Annotated in this window: 17 protein-coding genes; 2 read left to right on the plus strand and 15 right to left on the minus strand. The window is 53.1% G+C overall.

Annotated elements, in window-relative coordinates; genetic code table 11:
- Positions 1 to 20: 20 nt before the first annotated feature.
- The 8 genes from LQ229_RS03205 to LQ229_RS03240 form a co-directional block, all read right to left on the minus strand.
- Positions 21 to 1,268, minus strand: a complete 1,248-nt coding sequence (locus tag LQ229_RS03205) for a sugar ABC transporter substrate-binding protein (protein WP_230190941.1) — start codon at positions 1,266 to 1,268, stop codon at positions 21 to 23.
- Positions 1,269 to 2,152: 884 nt separating this feature from the next.
- Complete coding sequence (locus LQ229_RS03210; RefSeq protein WP_216537795.1) at positions 2,153 to 2,995, minus strand: MurR/RpiR family transcriptional regulator; 843 nt, start codon at positions 2,993 to 2,995, stop codon at positions 2,153 to 2,155.
- Between the two features lie 139 nt (positions 2,996 to 3,134).
- Positions 3,135 to 3,956 (minus strand): MBL fold metallo-hydrolase, encoded by an 822-nt coding sequence (locus tag LQ229_RS03215; RefSeq protein WP_216537718.1) that lies wholly within the window; start codon positions 3,954 to 3,956, stop codon positions 3,135 to 3,137.
- Between the two features lie 19 nt (positions 3,957 to 3,975).
- Positions 3,976 to 4,860 carry a carbohydrate ABC transporter permease gene (locus LQ229_RS03220; protein ID WP_230190942.1) on the minus strand — a complete coding sequence of 295 codons (885 nt, stop codon included), beginning with the start codon at positions 4,858 to 4,860 and terminating at the stop codon, positions 3,976 to 3,978.
- Entirely contained in the window at positions 4,853 to 5,758 is a 906-nt protein-coding gene (locus tag LQ229_RS03225) for a sugar ABC transporter permease (protein WP_230190943.1), read from the minus strand. The genes LQ229_RS03220 and LQ229_RS03225 overlap by 8 nt, the downstream gene beginning before the upstream one ends.
- 82 nt (positions 5,759 to 5,840) lie before the next feature.
- On the minus strand, positions 5,841 to 7,148 hold the full coding sequence (locus tag LQ229_RS03230) for a sugar ABC transporter substrate-binding protein (protein WP_216537719.1): 1,308 nt from the start codon (positions 7,146 to 7,148) through the stop codon (positions 5,841 to 5,843).
- Positions 7,149 to 7,180: 32 nt separating this feature from the next.
- Positions 7,181 to 11,821, minus strand: a complete 4,641-nt coding sequence (locus tag LQ229_RS03235) for an S-layer homology domain-containing protein (protein ID WP_230190944.1) — start codon at positions 11,819 to 11,821, stop codon at positions 7,181 to 7,183.
- Positions 11,822 to 12,218: 397 nt separating this feature from the next.
- A complete protein-coding gene (locus LQ229_RS03240; RefSeq protein ID WP_216537721.1) occupies positions 12,219 to 13,424 on the minus strand; it encodes an alpha amylase family protein in 1,206 nt (401 codons plus the stop codon).
- 1,400 nt (positions 13,425 to 14,824) lie between these two features.
- Between LQ229_RS03240 and LQ229_RS03245 the strand changes: the two genes are divergently transcribed.
- Positions 14,825 to 16,228, plus strand: a complete 1,404-nt coding sequence (locus LQ229_RS03245; protein WP_230190945.1) for an extracellular solute-binding protein — start codon at positions 14,825 to 14,827, stop codon at positions 16,226 to 16,228.
- Between the two features lie 48 nt (positions 16,229 to 16,276).
- On the opposite strand, the gene LQ229_RS03250 is transcribed toward LQ229_RS03245, so the two are convergent.
- From LQ229_RS03250 to LQ229_RS03280, 7 genes are all read right to left on the minus strand, one after another.
- A complete protein-coding gene (locus tag LQ229_RS03250; protein WP_216537723.1) occupies positions 16,277 to 17,035 on the minus strand; it encodes a DeoR/GlpR family DNA-binding transcription regulator in 759 nt (252 codons plus the stop codon).
- 46 nt (positions 17,036 to 17,081) lie between these two features.
- Entirely contained in the window at positions 17,082 to 18,563 is a 1,482-nt protein-coding gene (locus tag LQ229_RS03255) for a rhamnulokinase family protein (RefSeq protein WP_230190946.1), read from the minus strand.
- Complete coding sequence (gene rhaI / locus LQ229_RS03260; RefSeq protein ID WP_230190947.1) at positions 18,560 to 19,780, minus strand: L-rhamnose isomerase; 1,221 nt, start codon at positions 19,778 to 19,780, stop codon at positions 18,560 to 18,562. The genes LQ229_RS03255 and rhaI overlap by 4 nt, the downstream gene beginning before the upstream one ends.
- A gap of 58 nt (positions 19,781 to 19,838) precedes the next feature.
- Positions 19,839 to 21,908: a bifunctional aldolase/short-chain dehydrogenase gene (locus LQ229_RS03265; protein ID WP_230190948.1), complete on the minus strand. Its 2,070-nt coding sequence runs from the start codon at positions 21,906 to 21,908 to the stop codon at positions 19,839 to 19,841.
- A gap of 103 nt (positions 21,909 to 22,011) precedes the next feature.
- Positions 22,012 to 22,725 (minus strand): lactate utilization protein C, encoded by a 714-nt coding sequence (locus LQ229_RS03270; protein ID WP_230190949.1) that lies wholly within the window; start codon positions 22,723 to 22,725, stop codon positions 22,012 to 22,014.
- The gene (locus LQ229_RS03275) at positions 22,722 to 24,209 is read right to left on the minus strand and encodes a LutB/LldF family L-lactate oxidation iron-sulfur protein (protein ID WP_230190950.1); all 1,488 of its coding nucleotides are present in this window, start codon (positions 24,207 to 24,209) and stop codon (positions 22,722 to 22,724) included. Before LQ229_RS03275 ends, LQ229_RS03270 begins: the two co-directional genes overlap by 4 nt.
- Positions 24,196 to 24,936: a (Fe-S)-binding protein gene (locus LQ229_RS03280; protein ID WP_230190951.1), complete on the minus strand. Its 741-nt coding sequence runs from the start codon at positions 24,934 to 24,936 to the stop codon at positions 24,196 to 24,198. The genes LQ229_RS03275 and LQ229_RS03280 overlap by 14 nt, the downstream gene beginning before the upstream one ends.
- 201 nt (positions 24,937 to 25,137) lie before the next feature.
- Here LQ229_RS03280 and LQ229_RS03285 point away from each other — a divergent pair, with 201 nt between their 5' ends.
- On the plus strand, positions 25,138 to 26,475 hold the full coding sequence (locus LQ229_RS03285; protein ID WP_216537730.1) for a D-alanyl-D-alanine carboxypeptidase family protein: 1,338 nt from the start codon (positions 25,138 to 25,140) through the stop codon (positions 26,473 to 26,475).
- The last annotated feature ends 32 nt before the right edge of the window (positions 26,476 to 26,507 follow it).

A 26,507-nucleotide genomic window follows, 5' to 3' on the forward strand; every position in this document is an offset into this window, starting at 1 on the left:
AGCCTGCCCAACCTGACGTATTAATTGCCCAAAATGCCATTGACTTCTTTCTCCGCGTCCGCCAATGTTTTTTTCACATCCGCGCCGTTTAAGTAGATGTTCTCCAGTGCCTTGGTGACGGCATGGTTCACATCGTTTGCGCTTTCGATCCCGAGGTAGAAATCTTCGGCTTTATCCAAGCTGACCGCGGATACGGTCTTGGCTACGCCTTCCACGGATCCGTCGTTTTCCGAGAAGAACGGATCTTTGGCGCTTTCCACGGTCGAAGGCAACGTATTGGCGACCTTGGAGAACTCAAGCTGATTGGCCGCATTGGTAACGAATACGGCGAAGTCGACCGCTTCTTTCTTATGCGATGTCGCTACAGGCACGACGATGTTCATCGTGTTGGAATAGCGGATGCCCGCTTTGCCGACCGGACTCGGGACGGCGACCATTTTCTCGTACACGTCCGGCGCCGCCGTTTTGATTTTGTTAATAAACGGGGAACTGGACAAGGACATGGCCACTTGTTCGCTTGCAAAGTATTGCACTTGTTTGTCGTAGTTGATGATATCCTTCGGAATCACGCCGTCTTGCAACAACTGCAAATTTTCTTTAACGTATTCTTCTACCTCCGGCGTATTAAAAGCGGCTTTTTTATAATCTTCGGTCAGGAACGGCAAGTTTTCTTCCAATAGCGTGCGCGCTTCCATCGTGAAGATATAGCCGTAGGAACCGGTTTTTTCTTTGATTTGGCGGCCCCACTCGTTTAATTCCTCTTTCGTCGCGGGCGGATTGTTCGGATCGAGCCCCGCTTTTTCCACCAAGTCTTTATTCAGGAATAAGACCGGAAGAGCGGTATACCACGGGAGCGCGAACGCTTTGCCGTCCATCTCCGTCGAAGAGTAGATGCCCGGGAAATAAGCCGCTTTCTGCTCCGGCGTCAGCTCCTGATTAAAGTCGACCAGCGCGTCTTTGGTTCCCATCTGGTTCGCCAATTCCGTGTTAAGGTTCACCACGTCCGGCGCTTCGCCGCCCGCGATATTCGTCATCAATTTATTAAGTACGGCATCGTAAGGATAATCCTTCCAATCAATCTTGACGTTCGGATTTTGCGCTTCGTACTCCGCGATCAAATTGTGAAAATAATCGTTAAAGGTAGGCTGCAACGAAATCGTCCAAAACTCTACCGTGACTTGTTCCGCCTTCTTTCCGTCCCCGTTCGGAGCGGCCCCTCCGTTTCCCGACGAATTCGAACCGCACGCCGCCAATAGACCCACCATCATGATTGACGCCAAGAGTAGTGAAATCATTCGTCTTCCTTTGAAATACATGCCCCTGCACCCTTTCTTGTTTGTAATGTGTTGTTTGTTCTCAAGCCGAGAGAAGAAATGGCCGTAAATCTTGCAGGTCGACTCTTTGATAAGCGCTTACAAAAGGGTCGTAATTCGTTGTGCAGCATCTGTAAAGATTTCTGCGAAAAAAACGGTTATGAATTATGCCTGCAACGCTTTTCTCTCTTGCACGTTCATTGTAGCATGATCGGGAGAAAATCTCCACTATTTTTTTCATAATGAAAGATTTATCCAATATTTCCGAGGTGGCGAGCTCCGTGCGTTGAGCCGAGCGGGATCGCGGCGAGAGCGCGATGGAACGGACGCGGGGCGTGGGGGGGGCGCTAACGAAACACAGAAACGCTATTGGCCAATAAATCGGCTTGCTCAGCGTGTAGCGAAACTGAAACACGTTATTCCGGGGAAAAAGGAGAGAAAGCCGCTGATTTTCGGTGAATAACGATTGGTAGTTTCGTTATAGTTAGAGGACCCTTATTTTGAGCCAAATAAGGATTGTCAGTTTCGTTAGCGCCAAAGCTCCAAAAGAACGGCGAACGGCAGTTGGAAAAGGAGACTGGTTCCGTCTGTAAAGGACCAGTGTGTTGAGAAGGATTTTCCGTCGACGTCATATCGGACTTCGTTACTACGCCAATATGATCTAGGAAGACTTCAAGAAAAGCGATTCATCCGCAAGGACCTTTGATGCTAACCCCGCATTCTCCACAAAAAAAAGAGCCTACGAAAGGCTCTTTGGCAGAAGAAAACTCCCATTTTGCGCTAGTTTATGCGGAGTCCCCCTACGCAGTGTTAATCTGTGCGTAGTTCACCTATTTTATTTAGAACAGTTTCTCGGAAATGGCCTTGGCCGTTACTTCTCTAAACTTCAAAGCTTCGTCTTTCATTTGCAACGAGACGGCGACATTCAAAATGTCGATGACGGCCAGCTGCGATATTTTGGCGGAAAGCGAGCTGCCTTGCAGCGGGTTTTCCCTGGCGATCATTAACAGGACGATATCCGCCACTTTCGTGATCGGCGAACGGGCGTTGCTTGTAATGGCGACGACGGTGGCTCCCGCTTTTTTGGCCAGGGTCAAGTTTTCGATCGTGTCCTTGGTGCTGCCGGAGATCGATATGCCGACAGCCACGTCGTCTTTGGTCATCAGAGCCGCTTCCATCGCTTGAAAGTGCGTGTCCGTCTTGGCGCTGCTTTGCTTGCCTATTCGGGAGAAACTGTGCGCCGCCTGCATTGCCGTCAGCCCGGACGAACCGACGCCGAAAAAACAAATGCATCGGGCCCGATGCAACGCATCGATCGCCTTGCCTAACTGTTCCGAAACGGCCAGTTCTCTCGTCTGCTCCAAAGTGCGGATATGGTTGGCGATAATTTTTTCATTCAACGCGGTAGAATCGTCTTCTTCCGTAACTTCCTGATGCAAATGATCGATCGGTTTCACCAAATCTTGCGCCAAGGATAATTTGAAATCTTGAAATCCTTGAAATTTGAGCTTCCGGCATAAGCGCAGCACCGTCGTTTCGCCGACGTCGGCTTTTTCCGCCAGTTCGGTTACCGAGTGATAAATAATGTCGGAGGCGTTATCCAAAATATATTGCGCCACTTTTTGTTCCGCTTTGGTTAGTCCGTTCAGATGACTTTGTATGTTCAGTAAAGTTTTCCCCATCCCTTGTATGGTCGACAAGCGCAAAATCCCCTTTCCATCTCCCGATCGATAGAATGTAATCTTCTTTTTAAATGATTTAGAAGGTTGATTCCTTCTATTTTATTTTATCGATATCATGCGAAATAGGCAAGGACAAGACTTATGCGAGTTCCGATACATGATGGATCATGCCGTCGTAAGCTGTAATAATCCCGTGCGGTTCGAAAATATTGCTTAAATCGTCATGCATCAAGCCGATGTTATGCGAAAAGTGAGTCGCGATCATTTGACTCCCCGGATGAAATATGCCCTCGCGCCGGAAAATGTCTTGGATCTCCACGACAGCCTCGATGTTCAAATGATTGCGGCGTTCAGGCAGGAGTCCGTTCGTGCAGTCCATAATCGCCAGGTCGATGGTCCGCCCTTGGAGGAAGGACCAGGTTTCGTCGGGAAACCAGCCGGTATCGTGGCCGTACAATATGCGTTTGCCGTTTCGTTCGATATAGAGAAGAAGGCAAGTCTCCATCGGATTGTGATCGGCCGGAAGCGGCGTCACGCGCGCCGTCTTCGCTTCTACCGCCGCAAACGGGACGATGCGCTGAAAGCGAAAGCAGGTTTCGTTACGCTCCAGATGTTCGGTCAAGAGCCGCATCGGCATATCGTGGCCGTAAATGTTGAGCGGGTGAGCGGGTTCGCTGGCGAATACAGGCATGCGCATTCGGATATCGTCTGCATATAAATGATCGTGGTGCGTGTGGGTAATAAAAAGGTCTTCCACCCGGGCCAAATGGTAACGGTCGCGCAGAACATGGTAATACGTATCCGGCGGAAAATCGATTTTTAATACATCGTCAATCGTGACGGAAGTGCGCGTTCGGATGTTTTTTCCGCCCAATTCAATGGCCTTCATACAGTGTTCGCAGCGGCAAAACAAGCCGGGAAAGCCCTCGGCGGCCGCCGTTCCGTGAAAATGAATTTTCATGAATAAAATTCCTCCTGTCTTACCCTTTGACGGCGCCGACCATTCCGTTAATAAATTGTTTTTGCAAAATCAAGAAAATGACAATGATCGGAATGATGGAAATAATGGTTCCGACGGCGATATAAGCGAAATTAAAGGAAAGCGAGCCCTGCAAATACGAAAGCGCGGGAGCAAGCGGGTACTTCTTCGGATCGTCAAGCACGATAATCGGCCATAGGAACGAATTCCAAAAAGCCATAAAATCAAAAATGAGGACGGTGGAAATCGTCGGTTTAATCATCGGAATCATAATGTTCCAAAAAATGCGGAACTCGCCCGCTCCGTCCACTCGCGCCGAGTCCTCCATTTCACGCGGAATGGTAATAAACGCTTGACGCAGCAAAAAAATATTAAAGACGCTAATGGCCGACGGAAGGACAACGCCCGTCATCGTATTGTACAAGCCCAGCTTGTTGATGGTTAGAAAGTTGACGATCATTCCCGCCGCGTTAGGCAAGATCATGGTGCTGATAATCGCATAAAAAATAAAATTGCGTCCGCGGAAACTCATGCGCGCAAGCGGATAGGCGGTAATGAGGCAAAATGCGATGTTCAAACCGACTCCCGCCGCGGTCATCACGACCGTATTCCACATGTAATTCCAGAGCGGCATAATATCGAAAACTTTAATATAGTTCTCGAATGTAATCGGATTAGGTATGAATTGAGGCGGAAACGCGTATAAGTTTTCTCCCGTTTTGAGGGACGTGGACAAGAGCCACAGGAAAGGCCCTAAGCAAATCAACGCCGCAATGATCATTAAAATATAAAGAATGAACGCACCGATTGCTTTTCTCGCGGAGATCGGACGGCGGCGCGGCATCCGGTTCGCTCTAACTGCGGAGGACGGGGACATATTACTCATAGTACGACATGCCTCCCTTTCGATTGAATCTGAACGACAGGATCGTAAAAATCATAATAATCAGCGAAACGATCAAACCGACTGCGGCCGCGTAACCGAAGTTAAAGTCGATAAAGGCGAGTTTATAGGTATACACTCCGGTGACCAATGTCGCGCCGGCCGGGTCTCCTTTCGGCCCGAACATGACGAAGATTTCGTCAAAGACGCGCACGGCGCCCATGACCGACATAATGGTACAAACCAAAATGAACGGCTGCAACAACGGAATGGTAATGCTCCAAACGACGCGCCAGCGACTGGCGCCGTCGATCCGCGCAGCTTCCTGCAATTCGGCAGGAACCGATTGCAGTCCGGCGAGATAGATCATCATATAGTAGCCAAGCCCTTTCCAGACGGTAACGCCCATGGCGGCGAACAAGGCGACGCTCGGCAGCGCCATCCACGAAATGGGTTCATGGATCACGCCCAATGATTGCAAAATATAGTTTAGAACCCCTTTTTCCTCGTAAACCCATTTCCAGGCGATCGCCGCTGCAACCATCGAAGTTACGACCGGAATAAAGTAAGCGACGCGAAAGAAATGAACCCCGCGCAGCTTGTTATTGACGAGCACTGCCATGAGTATGGCTAAAATCTGGATGACGGGCACACAGATAACATAGAGCAGCGAGTTTGTGAGGGCCTTCCAGAAATCCGGGTCGCCAAACATCCGGTTGAAGTTGGCCGCACCAACCCATTTCGTGTCTTCAATGACGGAATAATTGGTGAACGCAAGCGGCAATCCGTAAATGATCGGATAAAAGGTAAAGACAAGCAGCACGACGATCCCCGGGGCAAGCATGGCATAGGAAAAAATTAAGCGTTTTTTTCTTAAATTCGTAATTGTAGCTTTCGCCACAATGCATCACCCCTTGCTTATTTTGGTTGACAAAGGGTGAGTACAGGCTCACCCTTTGCGCGTTATCGAAGATTCGATTCACCTATTCCTCGGCCAACACTTCATCCAACTTGGCCTGCATATCCGTTTCGGCTTTTTGCAGCATTTCCTCCGGCGTTAACTTTCCAAGGAGCATTTCCTTCCAATATTTCCACAGGAATTCGAGGATTTCGCTTTCTTTATTGACGCCAAGCGTAAAGTCGATGGCTTTATCGGTTTGCGTAGCGGTAATTCTTCTCGCCACGTCCTCCGGTTCGTTGCTGTCTCCCTCCGTAAAGAACGGATCTTTGGCCGCTTCCTTGGTAGAAGGCAAAATGTTGACGATCTTGGCGAATTCCAATTGCGACTCGTCGTTGGTTATAAAATGAGCGAACAGAATGGCTTCTTGATGATGCTTGCTCATCGTCGGAACGACGACATTCATTAAGCCGCCGTGAACTTTGCCGTCCGCCGAAACGGTCGGGATGGGAGCGACCACCGTTTTATCGTACACATCCTTGGCATTGGTCTTGATCCGATTCAAAAATTGCGAACCGGTCACAAAGGAGGCGATTTGCCCGCCTTGATATTTGTCGGTCGCGTACCCCGCATCGGCCGTTATGCTCTCTTTGGGCACGATGCCTTGATCGTACAGATCTTTATTCCACTTGGCCCATTCCAGCGCTTCGGGCGTATTGACGACGATTTTGGTTTTATCTTCGTTAATAATCGGCACCCCGCGCAAGAACATATCGATCGGCGGATTATAAATAGGTACGAAGCCGTATTTGCCTGTCTTTTCTTTAATGACAATGGCATGTTCTTTCATCTCCTCCCAGGTGGAGGGCGGCCTGTTCGGATCCAGGCCGGCGGCCTCGTAGATCTCCTTGTTTAACGATAAGACGCCAAGGCCGTAGTACCACGGGAAAGCATAGATGCTTTCGCCGATTTTGGCCGAGTGAAGCAGCGATTCGAAATAGATCGATAATTGCTCTTCGGTGGCTTCCTTTTTCAAATCGACCAGAGCGTTCTTATCGGCTAACTTGAGCGCCATGCCCGTGTTTAAATTGACGACATCCGGCGATTGATTCCCGGCGATCGAGGCAAGCAATTTATTCTCCATCGAGCCGTAGGGGAGATCGGTCCAGTTTACGGTAATGCCGGGGTTGGCGTCTTCGAATTTTTTAATTCTGCCTTTGATGTAATCGTCGAAGGTAGGGCTTAATGAAATCGTCCAAAAATTGATCGCTACCGGGCCGCTCTCGGCCTCCTGCCCATTTTCGTTCGTTTTGGAGCCGCCGCAGGCGGCAAGCATGGAAAGCATCAGCGAAACGGCAAGCAGCAAAGCGGTTATACGCAATGTTTTACTCATTTCATTTCTCCCCTCTTTCACTCTCAATGGTATTAATTAATGTAATGAACGGTTCGAAGGAATCGCTGTAGAGCGACGACGGCTTCCCCACGGGATACGTGCGATTGCGGCGCGATCGTACCGTCATCCCTTCCCTGATAAACGCCGGCCTCAACCATCACGGCAACGGCAGCTTGAGCCCAGGCTGCAATCGCCTGGCTGTCCGCGAATGTTTCCAATGGAATCGGATTGGCCGAAGCCGCTCGAGCGGGCGATGTCCCTGCGAAGTCGAACGCTCTTGCCATCATCGCCGCCATCTGCTCCCTGGTGACAACTTCATCCGGCCGGAAAGAGCCGTCCGCAAAGCCGTTGACGATTCCCGCTTTCGCGGCGGAGTCAACCGCTCCCGCAAACCAGTCCGTCCGCTGCACGTCGCTGTACGCCGACAGTTGCCCAGCGGCGTCCGCACCGCTGGCCGCGGCCGCTCCCGTCCCATCCGTTAGGCCCAGCGCGCGGACGAGAAGGGCGGCCAATTCCGCTCGCGTCACCTTGGCGTTCGGGGCGAAGGAACGGTCGTCAACGCCTTGCACGATCCGTTTGGAAGCCAGCCGCTCGATTTCCGATTGCGCCCAGTGTCCCGCAGTGTCGGGGAACGTTTCGGCGCTTTGGATGACAGCGTAACGGCCGCTCGTATTGCGCATGATCTCGACGATCGTCTTCCCGTCTTTCACTCGCAGGAACGATGGAACGAACGAAAGTTTCCCGCTTGGATCGACGGCAACCGCTGTCGCGGTGTCGGTATCGAGCGGACGATGTACAATGATCGTATGCCCGATCAGCGGATCGCGCAGATCGTCGATTGCGGCGATCTCCGCACCGTCGCTCTCAATAACGAGCGCAAATTCATAGATTTCGCTCGCAAATCCGCCTCCGTTCACCGCGGGCCGTTGTTTGCTCTTATGGATGACAACATAAAGCGCCGCGTCCTTCTCTTGCTCTTGTTCGCCCCATTGTTTGACTTTGCCGTCGATCCCCTTCAAGCCCAGCGGGAATTCAAATACGGCATCCGTCGTCCTTAGCGAAATCAACGCCTCTTTGTTCCGGTTCGCTCCCGCGAGGAAAGATGCCAGCGGAATGCCGAGTCTGATCGTGTCGGCCTCATCGTCCAACTCCGTTACGATCCGCTTCCCGTTCCCGCCGTCGAGCTTATCCAGCCCTTCGCGCAGCGCATCGGCATGCAGCAGATAGGATGTCTCCGTCTTGCCGTTCGCATCGGTCCTGGATACGGTGAGCGCGCTGTCTTTCATCAGCACGCCGTCCGTATGGGAAACGGTATATTCCGCTTTAGAGCCGGCTGCGGGAGCCGACGGCGAAGTTGTCGGCGTTCCGTAAGATACCGACCCTCCGGATCCTGAACCCGTGCCCGGCTTCGGCTCGGACGGCGTTCCGGGATCGACCGGTTCCAATGACTGCCCTGTTTTGGCAGCGTATACATCTAACATATACTCGATAAAGTCCAAATCGTGCTCGATGCGTTTCTTCACTTCGGCATGGACCGCATGGTTATCGGCGATCAGGCTGCGGATCTTGGTCACGCCGGATTTCGCGCCGATCGCGTTCTCCAGTTTCATTTCATTCGTTTGCTTCAACCCGGCCGCAAGGGTGCTCGCAATATCGGCGACAGATTTGGCGGCTTCCGGACTCATGCCTTGGTAAGGAACATAGATTTCATCCGTTTTACGCGCCAATTCCTTAAACATAAGCGATACAGGTTCGGTCTTGCGATGATCCGGCGAGATCGCCGGTTCGCGATGCGACCCCAATTTGACGATATCGCCGTAGCCTCCGTAGAAAAGCGATTCAAACTCGAAAATTCCCGTTCCGGCCGAACCGTGTCGATTCACTTGGTCCAACTGATCCATCAAGGCCGTATGCGTCAAGTTGATAAAGGTTCCTACCGCCGAAGTGCTGAAGCTTTTATTTTTAGCCAAGTCCAGCGTTTTTTCCAAATCGTCGACAACAACGCTCCAATCCGGCATATACGACATATGGAACGTGTTATCGAGCAAATTGTTGTCAAGCCAATTCTCTACTTCTTGATAATGCGTGTACGGCGCTTCGTGATAATTAGGCCATACGGCCGCAGTAATTGTAATATCCGGTTTCAACGCTTTCGCTTCATGCACCGTGCGTTCGATAAAGGAATTGATCGCATCGATTCGAAAGCGGACCCACGCATCCCATTTCTCGTCGCCCGGGAAAACCTCGGCGGGATCGACGCCATGCTCTTGTTTAAACGCTTGCCGCGTATAATCCTCATAGCCGTAATCCTTGGAATAGTCGGCCGGCGAACCGGGATAACGTCCGTAATCATGATGAAGCCCGTCAATATCGTATTTGCTTAGCAATTCTTGATAGACTTCCGAAATAAATTGTCTGGCCCCGGGATCGACCGGATTCAGAGAAAGCCCCGTTTGATCCGGTGACGGTTGAATGACCGCTTCTCCCCCCGGTTTGATTTCCCGCGTGTACATCAGCCATTCCGGATGCTTCTCCAATACGGGCGCGCCCGGTAATATAAAGAAGTTATGCACCCACGCATGGATTTCAATGCCGCGTTTATGCCCTTCCGTTATGTAGGCATCCAAGACGTCGAACCCTTTGTTGATCGGATTCATCGCCGTAAGCGGATGTTCGGTGGCAAAGGAAGCGTATCCGTTCCACCATGTTTCCAAATAGATCGCGTTAATGTTCACGGCTTGAATCCGGTCCAAATGATCGATTACCTGTTGGAGATTGGTCTCCTTCGGACGGAGCCATAGCGCACGATGATCGACCTTGCGCGATTCGAACGTTAAGTAATAGGCTTCGGTCGTCAACCGGTTCAGTTCGTCCAATCGCGCCCGCTCACCCTCCAACCCTTCTTCCGCAGCCGCTTCTTTAATTTGCCGCAGCAGGGTTTGCGCTTCGGAGATGGCGCGCTCGATTCGTTCGTAAGGCACGTCCAAAAACTGCAATTTTGCCGCAGCCGCTTTTTGGCTCACGGTTTCTATATCGATTTCGGCCCGTTCCAGGTAAGACTCCGGCGTTAAGATGACGATCGCTTGTTTTTTCTCCGGGCGAATCGTCACCTTCGACCCGATGGCCGCATGCTGAACAAGCCAGGTGTTGTATTTGCCGTGTCCGGACAACACCATGCCGCCGGGCGGAATAACGCTGTCATTGCCTCCGTTTTTAACGACATAGCCTTTGTCGTTCACGACAACTTCATTGCCGTAACCGTTCGTCCCCGTCGTCTCCCGGCCGTATCCTTCATCGTAAATAATCAACTGGTCGGCGCCGCGGAATCCGCCGTACGGTTTGTCGTTCTCCTCGTCCCAACCTGCCGGATTATCTTCCTTTACCTTCGGATTGTAGGCGTCATACGTTGCTTTGCTCGCTTGATAGGTGAATTGCTCTCTCACTAATTCCACTTTGTCGCCGGCTTCCAATTTTCCGTTTAATTGATTGTAAATCGGGTGCCCTTGATGGATCGACACGACATATCCGTTGGCGGGAATAGGCGTATCGTTGGGTTGGCCGTTGAAATTCGTTACCTGAGTCACAATACCGTCTGCATAAGCGAACTCCATACCCCAGGCGTTGCGTTTCGTCGATGCGCCAAACGTAGGATCGAACAGCACAACGTCGCCGGAGCCCCGTTCGGAGTTGAACTTGGTAATCCCGAGATAAACTTTGCCCGCCGCCGCGCTGTCAATCGCGACGTAATTGGAAGGCAGCGTTAGAATCTCGACATTGACGGTTGCGATGGAATCCCCTACGTTGAGATCGCCCACCGTTTCCGCCGCGCCGCCCGCCAAAGAAAGCACATACCCTGTTGTCGGAATGCGGGTTCCTTTATCGCCTTGCGTATTCTTGAACACAACAACGTCGTTGACAACGATATATTCGACCGTGTCGGCCGTAAAGGAAGGCGTCGCTTTCCCGTATTCAAGCGAGTAAATGGCGATTCCGTTATCGAGCGACTCAGCCGGATTCACCCCGTCAATGGCATGCTCGGTCCCGTTTTCCAACAGAATCTTCGACCCTGTAATCGGCTCGGGCAACGCGACTCCGCTCATGACGATCTCGTCGTTTACGCGTAAATTCGCGTTCATAAATGCCGCTGCCGCCCCGTGGCCGAGCAGAATAAAGCCGTTTACGGGAATATCGAGCGCCTCTGCCGGACTGCCGTCGACTTTGGATACGATTGTGCGGATAAGGTAATTGCCGCTGCCGTCTTCGACGTCGACAACCGCCGCCACCCACCAAGGCAGTATTGTAACTTGTTTCTCATGATAGTCGCGCGTAAATAGGAAAAGCTTGTCGGCTTCCAAAATGTCAGCGTTTACATCATTGATCGAAATAGATTGTCCGTTGGATGCCGTAACCGTCGGAATGTCCGCATCTGCGGGATCTCCGGAAAGCTTGCTCTCGTCAACGGCCGTCTCCCCATCCTCATATACCGCTTCCGTAACCGACTCGTTGTCCGGCGCGTCCCCTCCCGCAACCGGCCCCTCTCCGGCGTTTCGATCCGTAACAATCCCGTTTGTTCCTACCGGCGGCTCGCTTCCGCTGGCCTTCGCTGTCGGGAAGGAGATCGCCTGAACGATCATCATCGCAAAACAAATTATGATGGCTGCAAATTTTTTCATGTTAGAACGTTACCCCCGTCTTTATTTTGCATCACGCAATTGTCCGGACAACCGTCCGATCTTAAGGCCCGTAAAGCTATCGTCAAGCATTGGCATCACCTCCTTTTAGTAGAATATTATTATTGTGAATGAATATTCCTTTTATTGAAGACTTGAGGGAGGATTTAATCTCCATATCGGATTCCAAATCAGCGTATTGGAAAATATATCCTTCCATTGATAACGCTTTCTTTACTTTATCACGCTTAGATGATTTTTTCCACTATTTTTATTAATTTCGGAAAATTACTCCTCTAATTGTCCGCGGTACGGAATGTAGATAGAAAAACCTCCCGATATCTCACTCTCGGGAGGTCTTCAGCTTGGGAATCGGAAATGACTGCTCAAAGGTCTTCGGCTATCGAACGGATTCCCATTCTCCCCACCAATGATACTCTTCCAAATAAACCACATCGAACAGCATGACGCCATGAGATTTTTCTTTGCACATGCGAACGGCTTTTTTGAACTGTTCCGCATCGCCGGCATAATCCCTCAGGTAAAGACTCGCAACGACCGGTATTTGTCCGTTAACCGCTTGCAAACTGATGTCGATCGCCCCTTCGACGCTGTACCAAGAGGCGGGACGGCCGTTTCGTTCCGCTTCTTCGATCCGCACTTCCGGATAGTAGCAGCCTGTCATGAGGAAATCGAGTTCATCGGCATAGGCGGAGCGATGATAGTCCTCCGAAACCCATGGCAAGTCGGAACGATACGTTTCGCTGGCCCAGTTGACGCCTTCGTTATAGTACAGAGGATACCACGAACCGACGTAAATGCTGAACAATAATTCGGGCTTCAGCGATTTCACGAGCTGCTTGGCTTCTTTCACGAAATTTTTAATGTTTAAGGCACGCCATTCCGTCCATTTCCCGAACCAACGTCCGAATTCGATCTGTTTCTTTCCGTCCGCACTTTCCTGTACGGTAAAAATATGCTGCGGCCACTGTTCTACTTGCTGGCCGATATACTGTTCGAACCGCTGTCTGCTCAACTCGCTGAAATCGCCGTATATGTTCGGATAGCGGCAACGGTCGAGCACGATTCCGTCCAGCTCGTAGTTCTTGGCAATTTCTTCGATAATCGATAATTCGTGGCGTTTTACTTCCGGGTGGATCGGATTGACGAAAATCGTCGCATCCGAAGCATTTTCCGCCGCCACCGGGGCGGACGACATATCGGGATTGTAAAACATAACCTGCCACTCTTTTCGGTCATAGGCGATCCCGTCACGCGATTCGGCCGTCCCTTCGGCAAAAACGTCAACGTTCGCCAACACCTTCAGCCCGGCCGGTTTCAGCGCATCGATCATTTCCCGCAGAAAGTCGCGTCCCTTCCACATATCGTAGCGTCCGTCGGACCAACGGCTGACATGATAGCCGAATTGGCTTGGAAAGGTCGTGTGACCGTAGGGTATTTTCGCGTCGACGACGATATGGGTTATGCCCGCTCGCTTGGCGTTGTCCGCCAGTTTTCGCTGTTGTTCCGGGTCGGCCAGGCGCAGGCCATTTGCCAGGAAGTCGACCCATAAAATGTTCGCGCCTTGCTCAATCTTTGGATTCATCGCTCGGTCCCTCTCTTTTGGTTCATGATTTTAGGTTACGATATAACTATATCATTTTACGGGAGGTTTTAGCCATCATAATATTTATTTTTGGAGGAAATATTTTTTTAGATAGGACACTGCCTTAAATCTAAAGAAGAGCCTCGGTTTCGGCACAAAGACCTGATTCGCGTCGCCGCTTTCTTCGTATGTTAGATGGTGTCTAACCATTGGATGCAGTTCAGCTTAGCGGCGGTGATTGGTGTTTCGGGTTTACAAGTCACAAATCGCGACTTTGTGTATAAAATTTCAAACGAAATCGGCGGACTCAACTCGTGTGCCGCTCGTTTTGGGTGATGGCGTTACATCGACAAATGCTATCCGGACCGTACGGTCGTTATTATGCGTCCAAATCGCTTATTCGCTGTTTAGGCGGACATTGGTTCCGTTATCCGTTCGTCGGAGGGCTTGTTTTTGCACTTTTGCCGAGAATAAAGGATCGTCTGTCCGCGAACGGTCCGAAATCGGGCCGTTTGTCACAATTAACGTATCCTATGTCCGCGAATTTGAGGAGCAGGGCGGTAGAATAAATGTGAAGGAATAGCACGGCAATCCACGCAGCTATTCTACTATTGCTGAGAAAAGTTAATGCAACGCCATTGGCGTTACAAGGGAAGCAATGAAAGGCGGGAGTCCGAATGGTTGCACGAGAGGTGTCCGGGGCATGGTTGGTCTCGCCGAATAGTCGCGATAAGGAACGAAATTACCTTCTTTGGAATCAGAAAGTCCTTGTGAAGTTGGAATTTCCGGGGTTTTTCATAACCGTTCCTTATTCGCTCCGGATGCACCGGTTTTACGAATCTTAAACACGCTAATGAAGAGAAAAAGGCGGTAGAACGAACGATTTTCAATGAATAGCGATGCGTACTTTCGTTATAATGGGAACGTCTTCATTTTGAGCTTAATAAGGATTGTTAGTTTCGTTAGCGCCAAACTAAGAAGCCTAGGTCCGCGCGGATCACCTTCGAAATAGGGAGGTATCCCCTTTGATATGCTCAATAAAGCCGGTTACATCAACGTTGGTGAATTAAGATATTGACTCTTTTTGCAGGAATCGGTATCCGTCACGGCGAGTTGCCGGCCAATCACGCATGACAACCTCCATGACTCGAATCTGCAGCCTTTTTCGAGGCAACGCCAGTGTAATATGGGGAAAATAAAGGAAAAACCAATTCTCCTCAGAAGCCAATAATCGGATTTCACCCCTTCATAATGGAAATTCCCCCTTCCAATCGGTTTCTCATAATTTCATGATGAATGCAAGCAGGTATATTCCATGTTATAGAAAAAGATCATTTATAAATGAATTTATGGTTGATTATTACGTTATTAAAAGAGAAGACGATTTACAGGGGGTTGCCATGAAAAAGATCGTTGCGATCGCTCTTGCGATTATATTGACACTTGCTGCCTGCACAGCGAAGGACGAACCTTTCGACCCTAATCGGCCCTTGAAGTTAACTGTGTTGTATGGCGGGAATCCGCGCAGTTTCGACTACGAATACGGATCCTATTTGGCGTCCAAATTTCCTAATCTGGAATTTGAACTGATTAGCGAAGGAGATCTGTACAAAATCGAACTGCAGGAACAATACGAGAAGGAATACATCCGGTTGGTCCAAGCGAAGCAGCCGGACCTTATTATCGCGGGGGATACGCCATTACTAATGAAATATAACCTGATCGACAGGCTCGATCCGTACATCCGGCAAGACGGATTCGATTTGAACGGCATGTATCCCGGCATGATTGACCTGCTGAAAGCAAGAGGAGACGGGTCGTTGTGCGGATTAACGCCCCAATTTCGTAATCATGCCTTATTTTACAACATCGATTTATTCGAGAAATATGGGATTGAGCCGCCACGAAACGGGATGACGTGGGACGAGGTGTTAACATTGGCGCAGCGTTTTCCTGCGAACGATGGCGGGGAGCCCGTCTACGGATTTGCGCGAGGAAATTATTATTCCAAAGATAAAATATGGATCATGCTCGAGTTGATCAGCGAAACGGAAAGGCTGCAAATGGTAAGCGCCGATGTGAAGCAGCTTCTAATGGATACCGCTTCCTGGACGAATCTATACGATAAAGTCATGCGCGCGGTTCAATCCGGAGCGGTAAAACCGGACGGCTCTTCCGGTTTGAAGTGGGAGACTCACGATTTTATCATGGGCCGCGCCGCGATGTCGTTTCATAGCTATGGTATGCTGGTAGACTTTCACCTTGTACAACAAGACTTGAAAGATTGGAAACCGTTCCGTTGGGGGGTTGTCACGGCGCCGATCGATCCCCTGCATCCCGACGAAACGACGCATGCCCGGCCTGCGGAGATGTTCAGCATTTATGCTCATTCGCCGCATAAGCGGGCCGCCTGGGAAGTTATCAAATATATACACGGAGAAGAGTATGCCAAACTGCGCTCGCGAATCGTAAATACGGACGCGTTAATGATGCGGACTGCCTTTAACATCGATAAAGACGGCCACGACCTATCGCCTTTTTACGCTTTGAAGCCCGTGTCCGTCAAAGGATGGATGCGAGACGATCTCGATTTTCAACTCTATACCGAGCTCCGGGATTTGGTCACGAAAGAATCGGATAAAGCGCTAAACGGAGAGCAGTCGGTTGAAGAAGCGTTGAGCCGGATTCAAACGGAAGGACAACATCTGGTGGACGAAATGAATCTTAAGCGCAGAGAGGTGGAAGAGGAATACCGAAAGAAACAGGAACAAGCAGAAAAAGAGCAACAGGAACAAAGAAAATAAAAACGCCCCTGGACCGAAGATAAGCCGGGGCGTTATTAGATACAGCCATTATTCGATTTGTATAACTTCAATGCCTAACCCGCTTAACTGCGCGACGAAATCGGCCGGGGCTTCGGCATCGGTGACGACTTTGCGGATCGCCTCCCATGACGCTACGCGCGTGAACGCCTGCACGCCGATTTTGCTCGAATCGGCCAGCAGGAACACCTCGTCGGCCTGCTCGATCATCTTGCTTTTCACGCGCGCCTGATCTTCGTTCGATTCGCTGACGCCCTTCTCCGGATGCAGCCCTTTGCAAGACAAGAAGGCCTTGTTCACATAGTACCGCTCCAGCGACCGTTCGGCGAGCGGGCCTACGAAAGACAGCGACAGCGGCGACAGCACGCCGCCGGTGCAGATGACTTCCATCTTCTCCTTCACGCTCAGTTCCTTGGCTACGTTGATCGAGTTTGTCAGCACGGTCAACGTAATGTCCGGCATCATCGAAGCCATATGCCATGCGGTCGTACTCGCATCCAATATAATGCGTTCGCCCGGCTCGATAAACTCCAAGGCCAATCTCGCTATGTTGCGCTTCTCTTCTACGGATAACATTTCCCGTTCGAAGTAGGGCGTTTCGGGCGGCGTTTGGACGCCGACCGCCCCGCCATGGCTGCGGCGCAATCGCCCGCTTGCCTCCAGCCGGTCCAAATCTCTGCGGATCGTTTCCTCCGTCACCCCGCATAGGCGGCTTAACTCGGCTACTCTGGCGCTTCCTCGCTCAAGGACGACCCGAACGATTTTCTCGTGTCTTTCTGCTGCAAGCATCGTTTACACCTCATAATTCATTGCGGAACAGCGGGCGGGCACGGCACTAGTTCGCTTGCCTCCCAGCCTCCGCAACCTGCAAAAACTTGCGATAAGCGCGCTCCCAATCATCGTTCCGCTCAGGTTCATACGCGACGGGCGGAAAGGAGGCGCGAATCATCGCGCGCGCTTCTTCCAAAGTGCCGATCTCCCCCAATGCGATCCACTGCACCGCCATATTGCCGAGCGCGCTCGCCTCGGCGGGACCGGCCCAGACCGGCTTGCCGATCGCATTCGCCGTCAATTGCGCCAGCAGCTCGTTGCGAATGCCACCGCCGACCATATGCAAGCCGGGGAATTCGCGGCCGCTTAACCGCTGCGTACGTTCAAGCACGAAGCGGCATTGGAATGCCAGGCTTTCCAGCACGGTACGCATCATTTCGCCTGCCGTTTGCGGCACCGCCTGGCCGGTCGAACGGCAATAATGCTGAATTTGGGCAGGCATATGCCGCGGACTCAAGAACATCGCGTCGTCCGGATCGATCCATGCCTGGAAAGGCGGCGCTTCTTCCGCCAAACGGACGAGCTCGCCATGCTCGTAATGCTTGCCTTCCACCGCCCATATTCGCCTGCATTCCTGGATCAGCCAAGTGCCCGCCATATTTTTCAGCAAACGAAACGTGCCGCCGACTCCGCCTTCGTTCGTGAAATTCCAGGCGTATGCTTGTTCATGAACGACAGGCGCTTCAAGCTCCGTTCCGAGCAACGACCACGTGCCGCATATTAAATACGCGAAATCTTGCCGATCGGCCGGCACCCCGGCCACGGCGGAAGCCGTATCGTGTTCCGCTACGGCGATCACCGGTATTCTGCCGACGCCCAGTTCCTCGCTGACAGCCGCTGTCAATCTCCCGACCTTCGTGCCCGGTTCTACGATCGGAACGAATAACCCGGTCGGAATGCCGAACCGCCCCATCATGTCCTTATCCCACGACTTTGCGCCCGGATCGAGCATTTGCGTCGTCGAGGCGTTCGTAAACTCCGAAACCTTCTCCCCCGTTAAGAAATAGCGCAGCAAATCCGGAATCATCAGCAGCGCAGCCGCGTGTTCCAGTGCGACAGAATCGGCCCGTTTCATCGCATACAGCTGGAATAGCGTATTGAACTGCATCAATTGAATGCCCGTTCGCGCGAAGATCTCGCCCGCAGGCATGATGCGGTACGCTTCCTCCATGACATGGTCCGTGTGGGGATCGCGGTAGTGATACGGATTGCCGAGCAGTTCGCCGTTCCGGTCCAACAGCCCGAAATCGACGGCCCAAGAATCGATGCCGATGCTTTGCGGACGATGTCCTGCATGCTTCGCTTTCAATATGCCTTGCTTGATCTCATGAAACAAGCGCAGCACGTCCCAATGAAGGCGGCCTCCCACCCGCACCGGTTCATTGGCGAAGCGATGCACTTCCGTGACGCGAATGTTCCCGCTCTCGATCTCGCCGAGCAGCGCCCTTCCGCTTCCCGCGCCCAAATCAAAGGCAAGGACGCTCACGAGCCCCCACCGCCTTGGCCGCGCGCACGAATGCGATCGGCATAGCCGCTTTGCAAGTAAGCTTGCATCGGATCGGCCGGTATGCCCATCTCTTCGCGAACGACTTGCAAGAGCGGCGTGACGTCCATTTCGAAAGCTTGGCGAACCGCATGCTCGGCTGCGAGCACATCTTGCGCTTCCTGCGCTCTCCTTACCTCGTCCAAATCGATCAGAAGCGCCTTGGCATAATTCGTTTGCACATTCATAACCGACCGGATCATAGCCGGTATTTTCGGCTCGATGTTATGGCTTTGGTCGATCATATAAGCGATCCCCGCCGCATTGCGCCGTACGCCGGCATCGGCGTCCGCCGCCGCATCCAATATTTGATAGAAAATCAGGAACAACTCATACGGATTGACGGAACCGACAATCAGGTCGTCGTCGCCGTACTTCCGGCTGTTGAAGTGGAAACCGCCAAGCTTCCGCTCGTCCAGCAAATAAGCGACGATATGCTCGATATTCGTTCCTTGCGGATGATGGCCCGTATCGACGAGCACCTCCGCTTGCGGACCCAACCGGTTCGCCAAGTTGAACGACATGCCCCAGTCGGCCAAATCGGTATGGTAAAATGCCGGTTCGTAAAATTTATATTCGATCAGCATGCGCATGTCCGGGTCGAGCGCGTTGTACATCTCTTGCAAGCATTCGTACATCCAGCGCTTCCGTTTGCGGATGTCCGCTTGCCCCGGGTAGTTGGTGCCGTCCGCAATCCACAAGCTCAAGTCTTTGGAACCGACCGTTCTTGCAATCTCGACGCATTCCAGCAAATGATCTGTCGCCTTGCGCCTGATTCTCGGATCGGAATGGCAGACGCTGCCGAGCATATATTCTTCGTCTTGGAACAAATTCGGGTTGACCGCGCCGATGCCGATCCCCAAATCGGCGGCATGCCGCTTCAATTTCCCGTAATCGTCCACTTTGTCCCACGGAATATGAACCGCAACCTTCGGACAAACGCCGGTAAATCGGTGAACCTGCGCCGCGTCTTCGAACTTCTCGTACGTGTCGCGCGGCACCCCGGCCGGTTGAAACACTTTAAATCTGGTTCCTTGATGCGCATAACCCCAAGACGGCGTTTCCACGTTCAACGCCTTGAGCTTCGCCTTCACAACTTCAAGATCGATCCCCCGATCCTTCTGCCGTTCCTCAAACAAAATATAATCGCGGTCAGCCATTTCCCATCATCCTCCCAACCCGTCATTTATGGAAAAGCCGTAAATCTTGGAACCTAATCTATCTTGTAAATGCGGCCGGAACGCCGCCGTCTACCGTCAGCATGCATCCTGTCGTCTTCGCCGATTTGGAGGAAGCGAAGAAGGCTACCGCTTCGGCGATATCCTGCGGGTATACGTTAACGAGGAGTGTCGTACGCTTGCGATAATATTCCTCCAGTTGATCCGGCTCGATCCCGTAGGCGGCCGCTCGTTCGTTGCGCCAATTCGAATTCCAGATGGCCGAGCCTTGCAGAATCGCATCCGGCAGCACCGTATTGACGCGAATGCCGATCGGTCCTCCTTCGGCCGCGATGCAGCGCGCCAGATGAGCCTCAAGCGCTTTGGCGGCGCTGTATGCGCTCGCGTTCTTGCCGGCGTAGATCGAGTTCTTGGACCCGATGAACACCATATTGCCGCCGATCGCTTGCGCCTTCATTTGCTTGAACGCTTCGCGCGCCACGAGGAAATATCCCGTACCGAGCACGTTCATGTTCAAATTCCATTCCTTCAGCGACGTTTCCTCGAACGGGCTGGAAGTCGCCAGTCCGGCGTTATTCACGAGAATGTCGACGCCGCCGTAGGCCAAAGCCGTTTCGTTCAATGCCGCGACGACCATTTCTTCGTTCGTAACGTCCATCTTCACGGCGATGGCCCGATTGTCGCCATACTGTGCGTTAATATCGGCCGCTACGTTCTCGGCTCCCTCCAAATTCAAGTCCGCGAGCACGACATGCGCGCCTTCCTTGACGAGCTGTCTTGCCGTGGCGCTGCCGATGCCGCCCGCTCCGCCGGTAATGAAGGCGACTTGACGGGAAAACTCCGCTTCCGCCGGCACAAGCGTCAATTTATACAGCTCCAGCGGCCAGTATTCTACATTATACGATTCGTTCTCGCTTAGCGACACGAACTTGCCGAGCGCCGTCGCGCCGCGCATCACGGCAATCGCCCGGTGATACAACGCGCCGCTCACTCGCGACATCGCCCAGCTTTTGCCGGTGTTCACCATGCCGATCCCCGGAATGAGGATGACGCGCGGCGCCGCTTCGAACATGACATCCCCTTCCTGCTTGTTGCGTTCGAAATATTGTTGATACTCCTCTTTAAAATCCGCGATGCCCGTTTTGATTTTCTCGGCCAGGGCGGCAGCATCTTCATCTTGCGGGTTCCAGTCAATATAGAGCGGCACCATTTTCGTATGAACGAGATGATCCGGGCAAGCCGCGCCGACTTGGGACAACTCGCGCGCATCCCGGCTATTGACGAAAGCCAGAACATCGTCCGCATCGTCGTAGGTTAGAATCATTTTCTTGCCGTCGCTTACCGCGCCGCGAATGATAGGCATCACTTGCGCAAGCGCCGCCCGGCGCTCTTCCGCCGGAAGCGATGCGTATTTCGCGCCGCCGAACATCGCCCTTTCGTTCACGCGCGCTTCAATATAGGCCTCCGCTTCATTAATAATGGCGATCGTCTTCAGATAGCAAGCCTCCGCCGTGTCGCCCCAAGCGACCAATCCATGTTTCTCCATCAGCACAAGCTCGGCCTTCGGATTGTTCCGCACGCCTTCGGCGATCATTTTCGATAAAGCAAAGCCAGGGCGAACGTACGGCACCCATACGAAACGGTCGCCGTATATTTCCTTGGCGATTTCCTTCCCGTTATCGGCGCAGCATAAGCTGATGATTGCGTCCGGATGCGTATGATCCACGTGCTTGAACGGCAGGAAGGCGTGCAGCAGCGTCTCGATCGAGGCGCGCGGATGCTTGCTGTCGATCATGCAATTCGCGAGGTAAGCGACCATATCCTCGTCGGACATTTCCTCGCGTTCGATCAACGGACGAATGTCTTCCATTCGAAGCCCGGTAAAATTTCCCGCTTTCATCGTAGCCAGGTCCGAGCCGCTTCCCTTCACCCACATCACTTCCACGTCGCGGCCGCGGAAATCTTTCTCGATCGTCTTCATCGACGTATTGCCGCCTCCCCAGTTGCATACGCGGCGGTCCGTTCCGATGAGATTCGAGCGGTATACGAGCTCTTCCAAGCCTTGCGGCAGCCCTTGCGCTTTTTCCTTCTCCCATAAACTGTGTACCATCGTTTCATCCTCCAAATAATGTGGTTATTTATCCGTTTGTTTCGCATTATATCATCTTTGTTTATTTTTGAATATATTTATTTGTTTTTGTTTCGATAAACTGCTAATCGATGATAACGGCAAACACCTTGCCCGGCCCATGCACGCCGATCGTCAAATCGTTCTCGATGTCCGCGCTCCGGCTCGGCCCGGTAATCAAATTGATCGAGGACGGCAAATCTTCCATTCCCGGATGCCCGGCTCTAATGCCCGCGAACATTTCACCCATGCGCGTCACCAACTGATCGGCGCGAAATACGGCGAGCATGCAATCCGGCAGCAAGCTTACCGATCTGCCCCTCCCTCCGCGGGCCAGCACCGCCAGCGTGCCCGTATTGGCAATCGCATAATCGGCCCATACGATGCCGACGTCGCATCGCTCCGCATCCTGAATGAGCGTCTCGCCGGCCTTCCAGGGAATCACTCGAACCTGCTGCGCGGCCAAGCAGCCGTCGATTCGCAGCGCATCCAGCTTCTCATCGTCGAAACGGATCGCCCGTTGCCACCCGAATTCCTCCTTTAAGTCGCGCAGTATCGCCTCGATTCCCGTCTGCGCCTGCTCCCTTGGAACAATCCATACTCTGCCGCCGAGCGCGGTCCATTGGTCGACGAACAACCCGACCTGCTCCGGCCTGCTCCGTTCGATCTGCCGATAATGATCGGGCACGCCGATCTCCGTCCGTTCCGGCGCCCGATCCGCCGGTTTCGCCCGGCCAAGCCGGGACGCAATGTTGCGCAGAAACGCCTCTTGCCCCGTAATCGTCCCTTGTCTCGTCATTTCGCCTCGCCTCCTTCGGCACTTCCCCCGCCGTTTTCCGTCTGCGGCGTTTGCCGCAATTCCCGCTGCAGGTCCGCCCACCGCTCGCGGAACGAGCGCTTCGGCTTCATCGGCAAATAGCGCGACTGCGTCCAGCCGGCAAGCGGCCCCGGCCCTTTCCGAATCTGCCCGTTATGGACAAAGGGCTGCTGCAGCCAATAGGCGGAACGCGTCGCCACCCGGTATGCCTTGGAGCTGCCGAACATCCGGCGGAATCCCTTGAATGCGAGCCGTTCGCCCAGCGGCGTCAGCTTCCGCTTTACCCGTTCGTGCCGCAAATGCACGAGCATGTCGTGCAGCGGAATTTTGACCGGACAAGCTTCATAGCATGCCCCGCATAGGCTGGAGGCGTAAGCGAGCTGTCCCGCTTCCTCCATATCCTGCTGAATTAACGGCGTCAACACCGCGCCGATCGGCCCGCTGTACACCGAGCCGTACGCATGCCCGCCGACATGGCGGTATACCGGGCACACGTTAAGGCAGGCGGCGCAGCGGATGCAATGCAGCACTTCCTGGTACAACGGTTCCCCCAACTGCGCGGAACGCCCGTTATCCAGCACGATGACATGCAGCTCCTCCGGACCGTCCAGGTCTTCTTCCCGGCGCGGACCGGTAATAAACGAATTGTACACCGTCAGCTTCTGCCCGTTGGCGCTGCGGGCGAGCAAATTCAGCATCGCTTCCACGTCTTCGAACGTCGGAACGAGCCGTTCCATGCCCATAACGACGATATGCACCTTCGGCAGCGTCGTCACCATGCGCCCGTTGCCTTCGTTCTCGACGAGCGTTACCGTCCCCGATTCGGCGATGCCGAAATTGCAGCCGGTCATCCCGATATCCGCCTTCAGAAATATATCCCTCAGCTTCCGTTTCGCATAAGCGGCCAATTGCTTCGTTTCCGGCTCCAACCGTTCTCCCGCGTGCTCGGAGAACAAGTCGGCAATTTGCCGCTTGTTTTTGTGAATGGCCGGAATAATCAAGTGGGAGGGCGTTTCCTTGGCCAACTGCAATATATATTCGCCGAGATCGGTTTCAACCGCTTCGATCCCGATCTCCTCCAGACGATGGTTCAGATGGATTTCTTCCGAGACCATCGATTTCCCCTTGGCGATCAGCTTCGCTTCATGCCGGCCGGCGATATCCAGCACGGTGCGGACCGCTTCGTTTCCCGTTTGGCAAAAGTGAACATGTCCGCCCGCCTTCGCCACATTCGCGGCGAATTGGCCCAAATAATAGTCGAGATGCTCGATCGTGTGCTTCCGGATCGCCTTTCCCCGTTCCCGCCAAACTTCCCATTGGCCAAGCTCCTCTTTCGCACTCATCCGGCCGTTCCGCAATTTATCGGTCGTATAGGCGACCGCCTTGCGCAGGAACTCGTCCGACAACGCCCGCTCGGTTCGCTCCTTCAGACCGGTCCCGATCGGATCCGCGTTATTGTTTGCCATGGCGATCCATCCCTTCCTCCAGCAATTGGGCCAAATGCATGACCCGGATCGGCTTCCCTTCTTTGTTCAGCCGTCCTTCTATATTCATTAGGCAGCCCATATCCGTCCCGACCAGCACTTCCGCGCCCGTTTCGCATATATTGGCCGCTTTCTCGCATACCATCGCTTCCGACATATCGGCCATCTTGACCGCGAACGTACCTCCGAACCCGCAGCAATCTTCCTTGCGGGGGAGATCCGCCAGTTCCAGCCCCCGCACGCGCCCGAGCAGCTCTATCGGTTCCTCCTTCACGCCGAGCAGCCGCGAAGCGTGGCAAGACGGATGATAGGTGACTTTATGGCCGAACTCCGCCCCTACGTCCTTCACGCCAAGCACATGAACCAGAAATTGCGTAAATTCATACGTCTTCTCTACAAGCCGCCGCGCCTTCTCCGCCCACTCCGGCTCTCGCCGAAACAGGTCCGGATAGTAATGGGCAATCATCCCCGTGCATGAGCCCGATGGGGAAACGACATAATCGCTATGTTCGAACGCGCGAATCAAATTGCGCGCCACTTCCCGCGCCTCGTTCTGATAGCCGCTGTTAAACGCCGGCTGGCCGCAGCAGGTTTGCGTTTCGGGAAAATCGACCTCGCATCCGAACCGGTGCAGCACGCGGACGACGCTCTCCCCGACATGAGGGTACATCTGATCCGCCAAACATGTAATAAATAAGGAAACCCGCATTGCACACCCTCTTCTCCCAAATAAAATGAAACAATCTGAAAATGTTTGAAAATATTCCTTTGCTTTTGTTTATGTTTATTTTATACTAACACATGTTTGTTTTCTTTTGAATACATTTTTTAAGCGTTTTCCTGTATAGTAAATATATAGAGGTTTCATGTGAAATAAAGTCCAATTCACGGTCAGGGGTGTACGGATGCAATGAAGTTGGCTTCACGGAGTAAAACACGTCTTTTTCCGATTCGTCTATTGATCTTAATCATTCTTACCTTGCCGACATTCTCCCTTGGCGCGCAGGCCCGCGCAGCGGAAGCCCCCAGCTTTGCGTTGGACGGGGTAAAGGCCGCTATTCTCTTCGACGCCGGGACGGGCGAAACGCTGTACGAGTATCAAGCCGACGAACCGCGCCCGCCGGCCAGCATGGCCAAAATGATGACGTATTACGTCGTGCTGGACGCGATCAAGCAAGGATGGATCGGTTGGGACGACATGGTGACCGCCAGCAAATATGCCGCGGATGTGATCGGCTCGCAGGCGCATATTCGGGAAGGGGAGAGTTATTCGGTGCGGGATTTGGCCAAAGCGCTTATGCTGGCGTCGGCCAACGACGCCGCCGTCATGCTCGCGGAACATGTCGGAGGCTCGGAGGAAAATTTCGCCTATATGATGAACGCGAAAGCGAAGGAGCTCGGATTGTCCGAGTCGGCTTATTTCATTAATGCCACCGGCTTGCAGCGCTACGACCTTGGCGCCAACGCTCCGTTAACGCTCGCAGGCGAAACGATGCTGACCGCACGCGATACGGCGCTGCTCGCGCTTCACCTCATTCAGGATTATCCGGAAGTGCTGGAAACGACGAGAATGACCAACTGGAAGCTGCGCGATACGGACGAGAAGCCTTTGACGAATTCGAACTGGATGCTTGAAGATTATCTGTCCGGCTCCGCCATCGGCGGCGCGGCGGGCGGGGAGGCGGCGAATCTGTCTCATCTTGAATTTGCCTATCGCGGGATGGACGGCTTGAAGACCGGCTACATCCAGGCGGCGGGGCATTGTTTTACGGGGACGGCCGTGCGCGACGGCATTCGCCTGGTCAGCGTCGTGATGGGCACCGATTCCATGCGGCTCAGATTTGAAAAGACGAAGGAACTGCTCGACTACGGGTTCAGCCAATTCGGCGTCGTCAAGCTGGCGGAGGCGGGGGCCGGGGTAACGGAAATGCGCGATTTCCCCGTTCGTTTAGGCAAGAAAGGCGAAGTTCGCATTGCAGCCGCATCGGATGCCGCCTTTATCGGCAATCTTTATGCCTCTGAACCTTCCTATCATCTGGAAGTTCAAGCAACGGCAGACGCGCCCTTAATGGCTCCGGTAGCGAAAGGGGACCGGATCGGGGTTGCGACGTTCTCATACCGCGGCCAGACGCAAACGATCGACCTCGTCGCCGCCGAAGACGTGCCGGCGCTCACCTGGCTCGAGCGTTCGCTGCGCGGCGTGCTGGGACGGCTGCTCTCATGGACGCATTCGCTCGGGTTTGTTTGAAAAGCGAATGCAACGCCAGGGCCCCCCTGTCC

It is taken from the genome of Paenibacillus sp. CECT 9249 (genome assembly GCF_918697855.1).
Classification (GTDB): domain Bacteria; phylum Bacillota; class Bacilli; order Paenibacillales; family Paenibacillaceae; genus MSJ-34.

Bases quoted from the DNA above. Each gene is read 5' to 3' on its own strand.
- LQ229_RS03205 (WP_230190941.1), bottom strand. From the start codon at position 1,268: ATGATGGTGGGTCTATTGGCGGCGTGCGGTTCGAATTCGTCGGGAAAC.
- LQ229_RS03210 (WP_216537795.1), bottom strand. From the start codon at position 2,995: ATGGGGAAAACTTTACTGAACATACAAAGTCATCTGAACGGACTAACC.
- LQ229_RS03215 (WP_216537718.1), bottom strand. From the start codon at position 3,956: ATGAAAATTCATTTTCACGGAACGGCGGCCGCCGAGGGCTTTCCCGGC.
- LQ229_RS03220 (WP_230190942.1), bottom strand. From the start codon at position 4,860: ATGAGTAATATGTCCCCGTCCTCCGCAGTTAGAGCGAACCGGATGCCG.
- LQ229_RS03230 (WP_216537719.1), bottom strand. From the start codon at position 7,148: ATGAGTAAAACATTGCGTATAACCGCTTTGCTGCTTGCCGTTTCGCTG.
- LQ229_RS03235 (WP_230190944.1), bottom strand. From the start codon at position 11,821: ATGAAAAAATTTGCAGCCATCATAATTTGTTTTGCGATGATGATCGTT.
- LQ229_RS03240 (WP_216537721.1), bottom strand. From the start codon at position 13,424: ATGAATCCAAAGATTGAGCAAGGCGCGAACATTTTATGGGTCGACTTC.
- LQ229_RS03245 (WP_230190945.1), top strand. From the start codon at position 14,825: ATGAAAAAGATCGTTGCGATCGCTCTTGCGATTATATTGACACTTGCT.
- LQ229_RS03250 (WP_216537723.1), bottom strand. From the start codon at position 17,035: ATGCTTGCAGCAGAAAGACACGAGAAAATCGTTCGGGTCGTCCTTGAG.
- rhaI (WP_230190947.1), bottom strand. From the start codon at position 19,780: ATGGCTGACCGCGATTATATTTTGTTTGAGGAACGGCAGAAGGATCGG.
- LQ229_RS03265 (WP_230190948.1), bottom strand. From the start codon at position 21,908: ATGGTACACAGTTTATGGGAGAAGGAAAAAGCGCAAGGGCTGCCGCAA.
- LQ229_RS03270 (WP_230190949.1), bottom strand. From the start codon at position 22,725: ATGACGAGACAAGGGACGATTACGGGGCAAGAGGCGTTTCTGCGCAAC.
- LQ229_RS03275 (WP_230190950.1), bottom strand. From the start codon at position 24,209: ATGGCAAACAATAACGCGGATCCGATCGGGACCGGTCTGAAGGAGCGA.
- LQ229_RS03280 (WP_230190951.1), bottom strand. From the start codon at position 24,936: ATGCGGGTTTCCTTATTTATTACATGTTTGGCGGATCAGATGTACCCT.
- LQ229_RS03285 (WP_216537730.1), top strand. From the start codon at position 25,138: ATGAAGTTGGCTTCACGGAGTAAAACACGTCTTTTTCCGATTCGTCTA.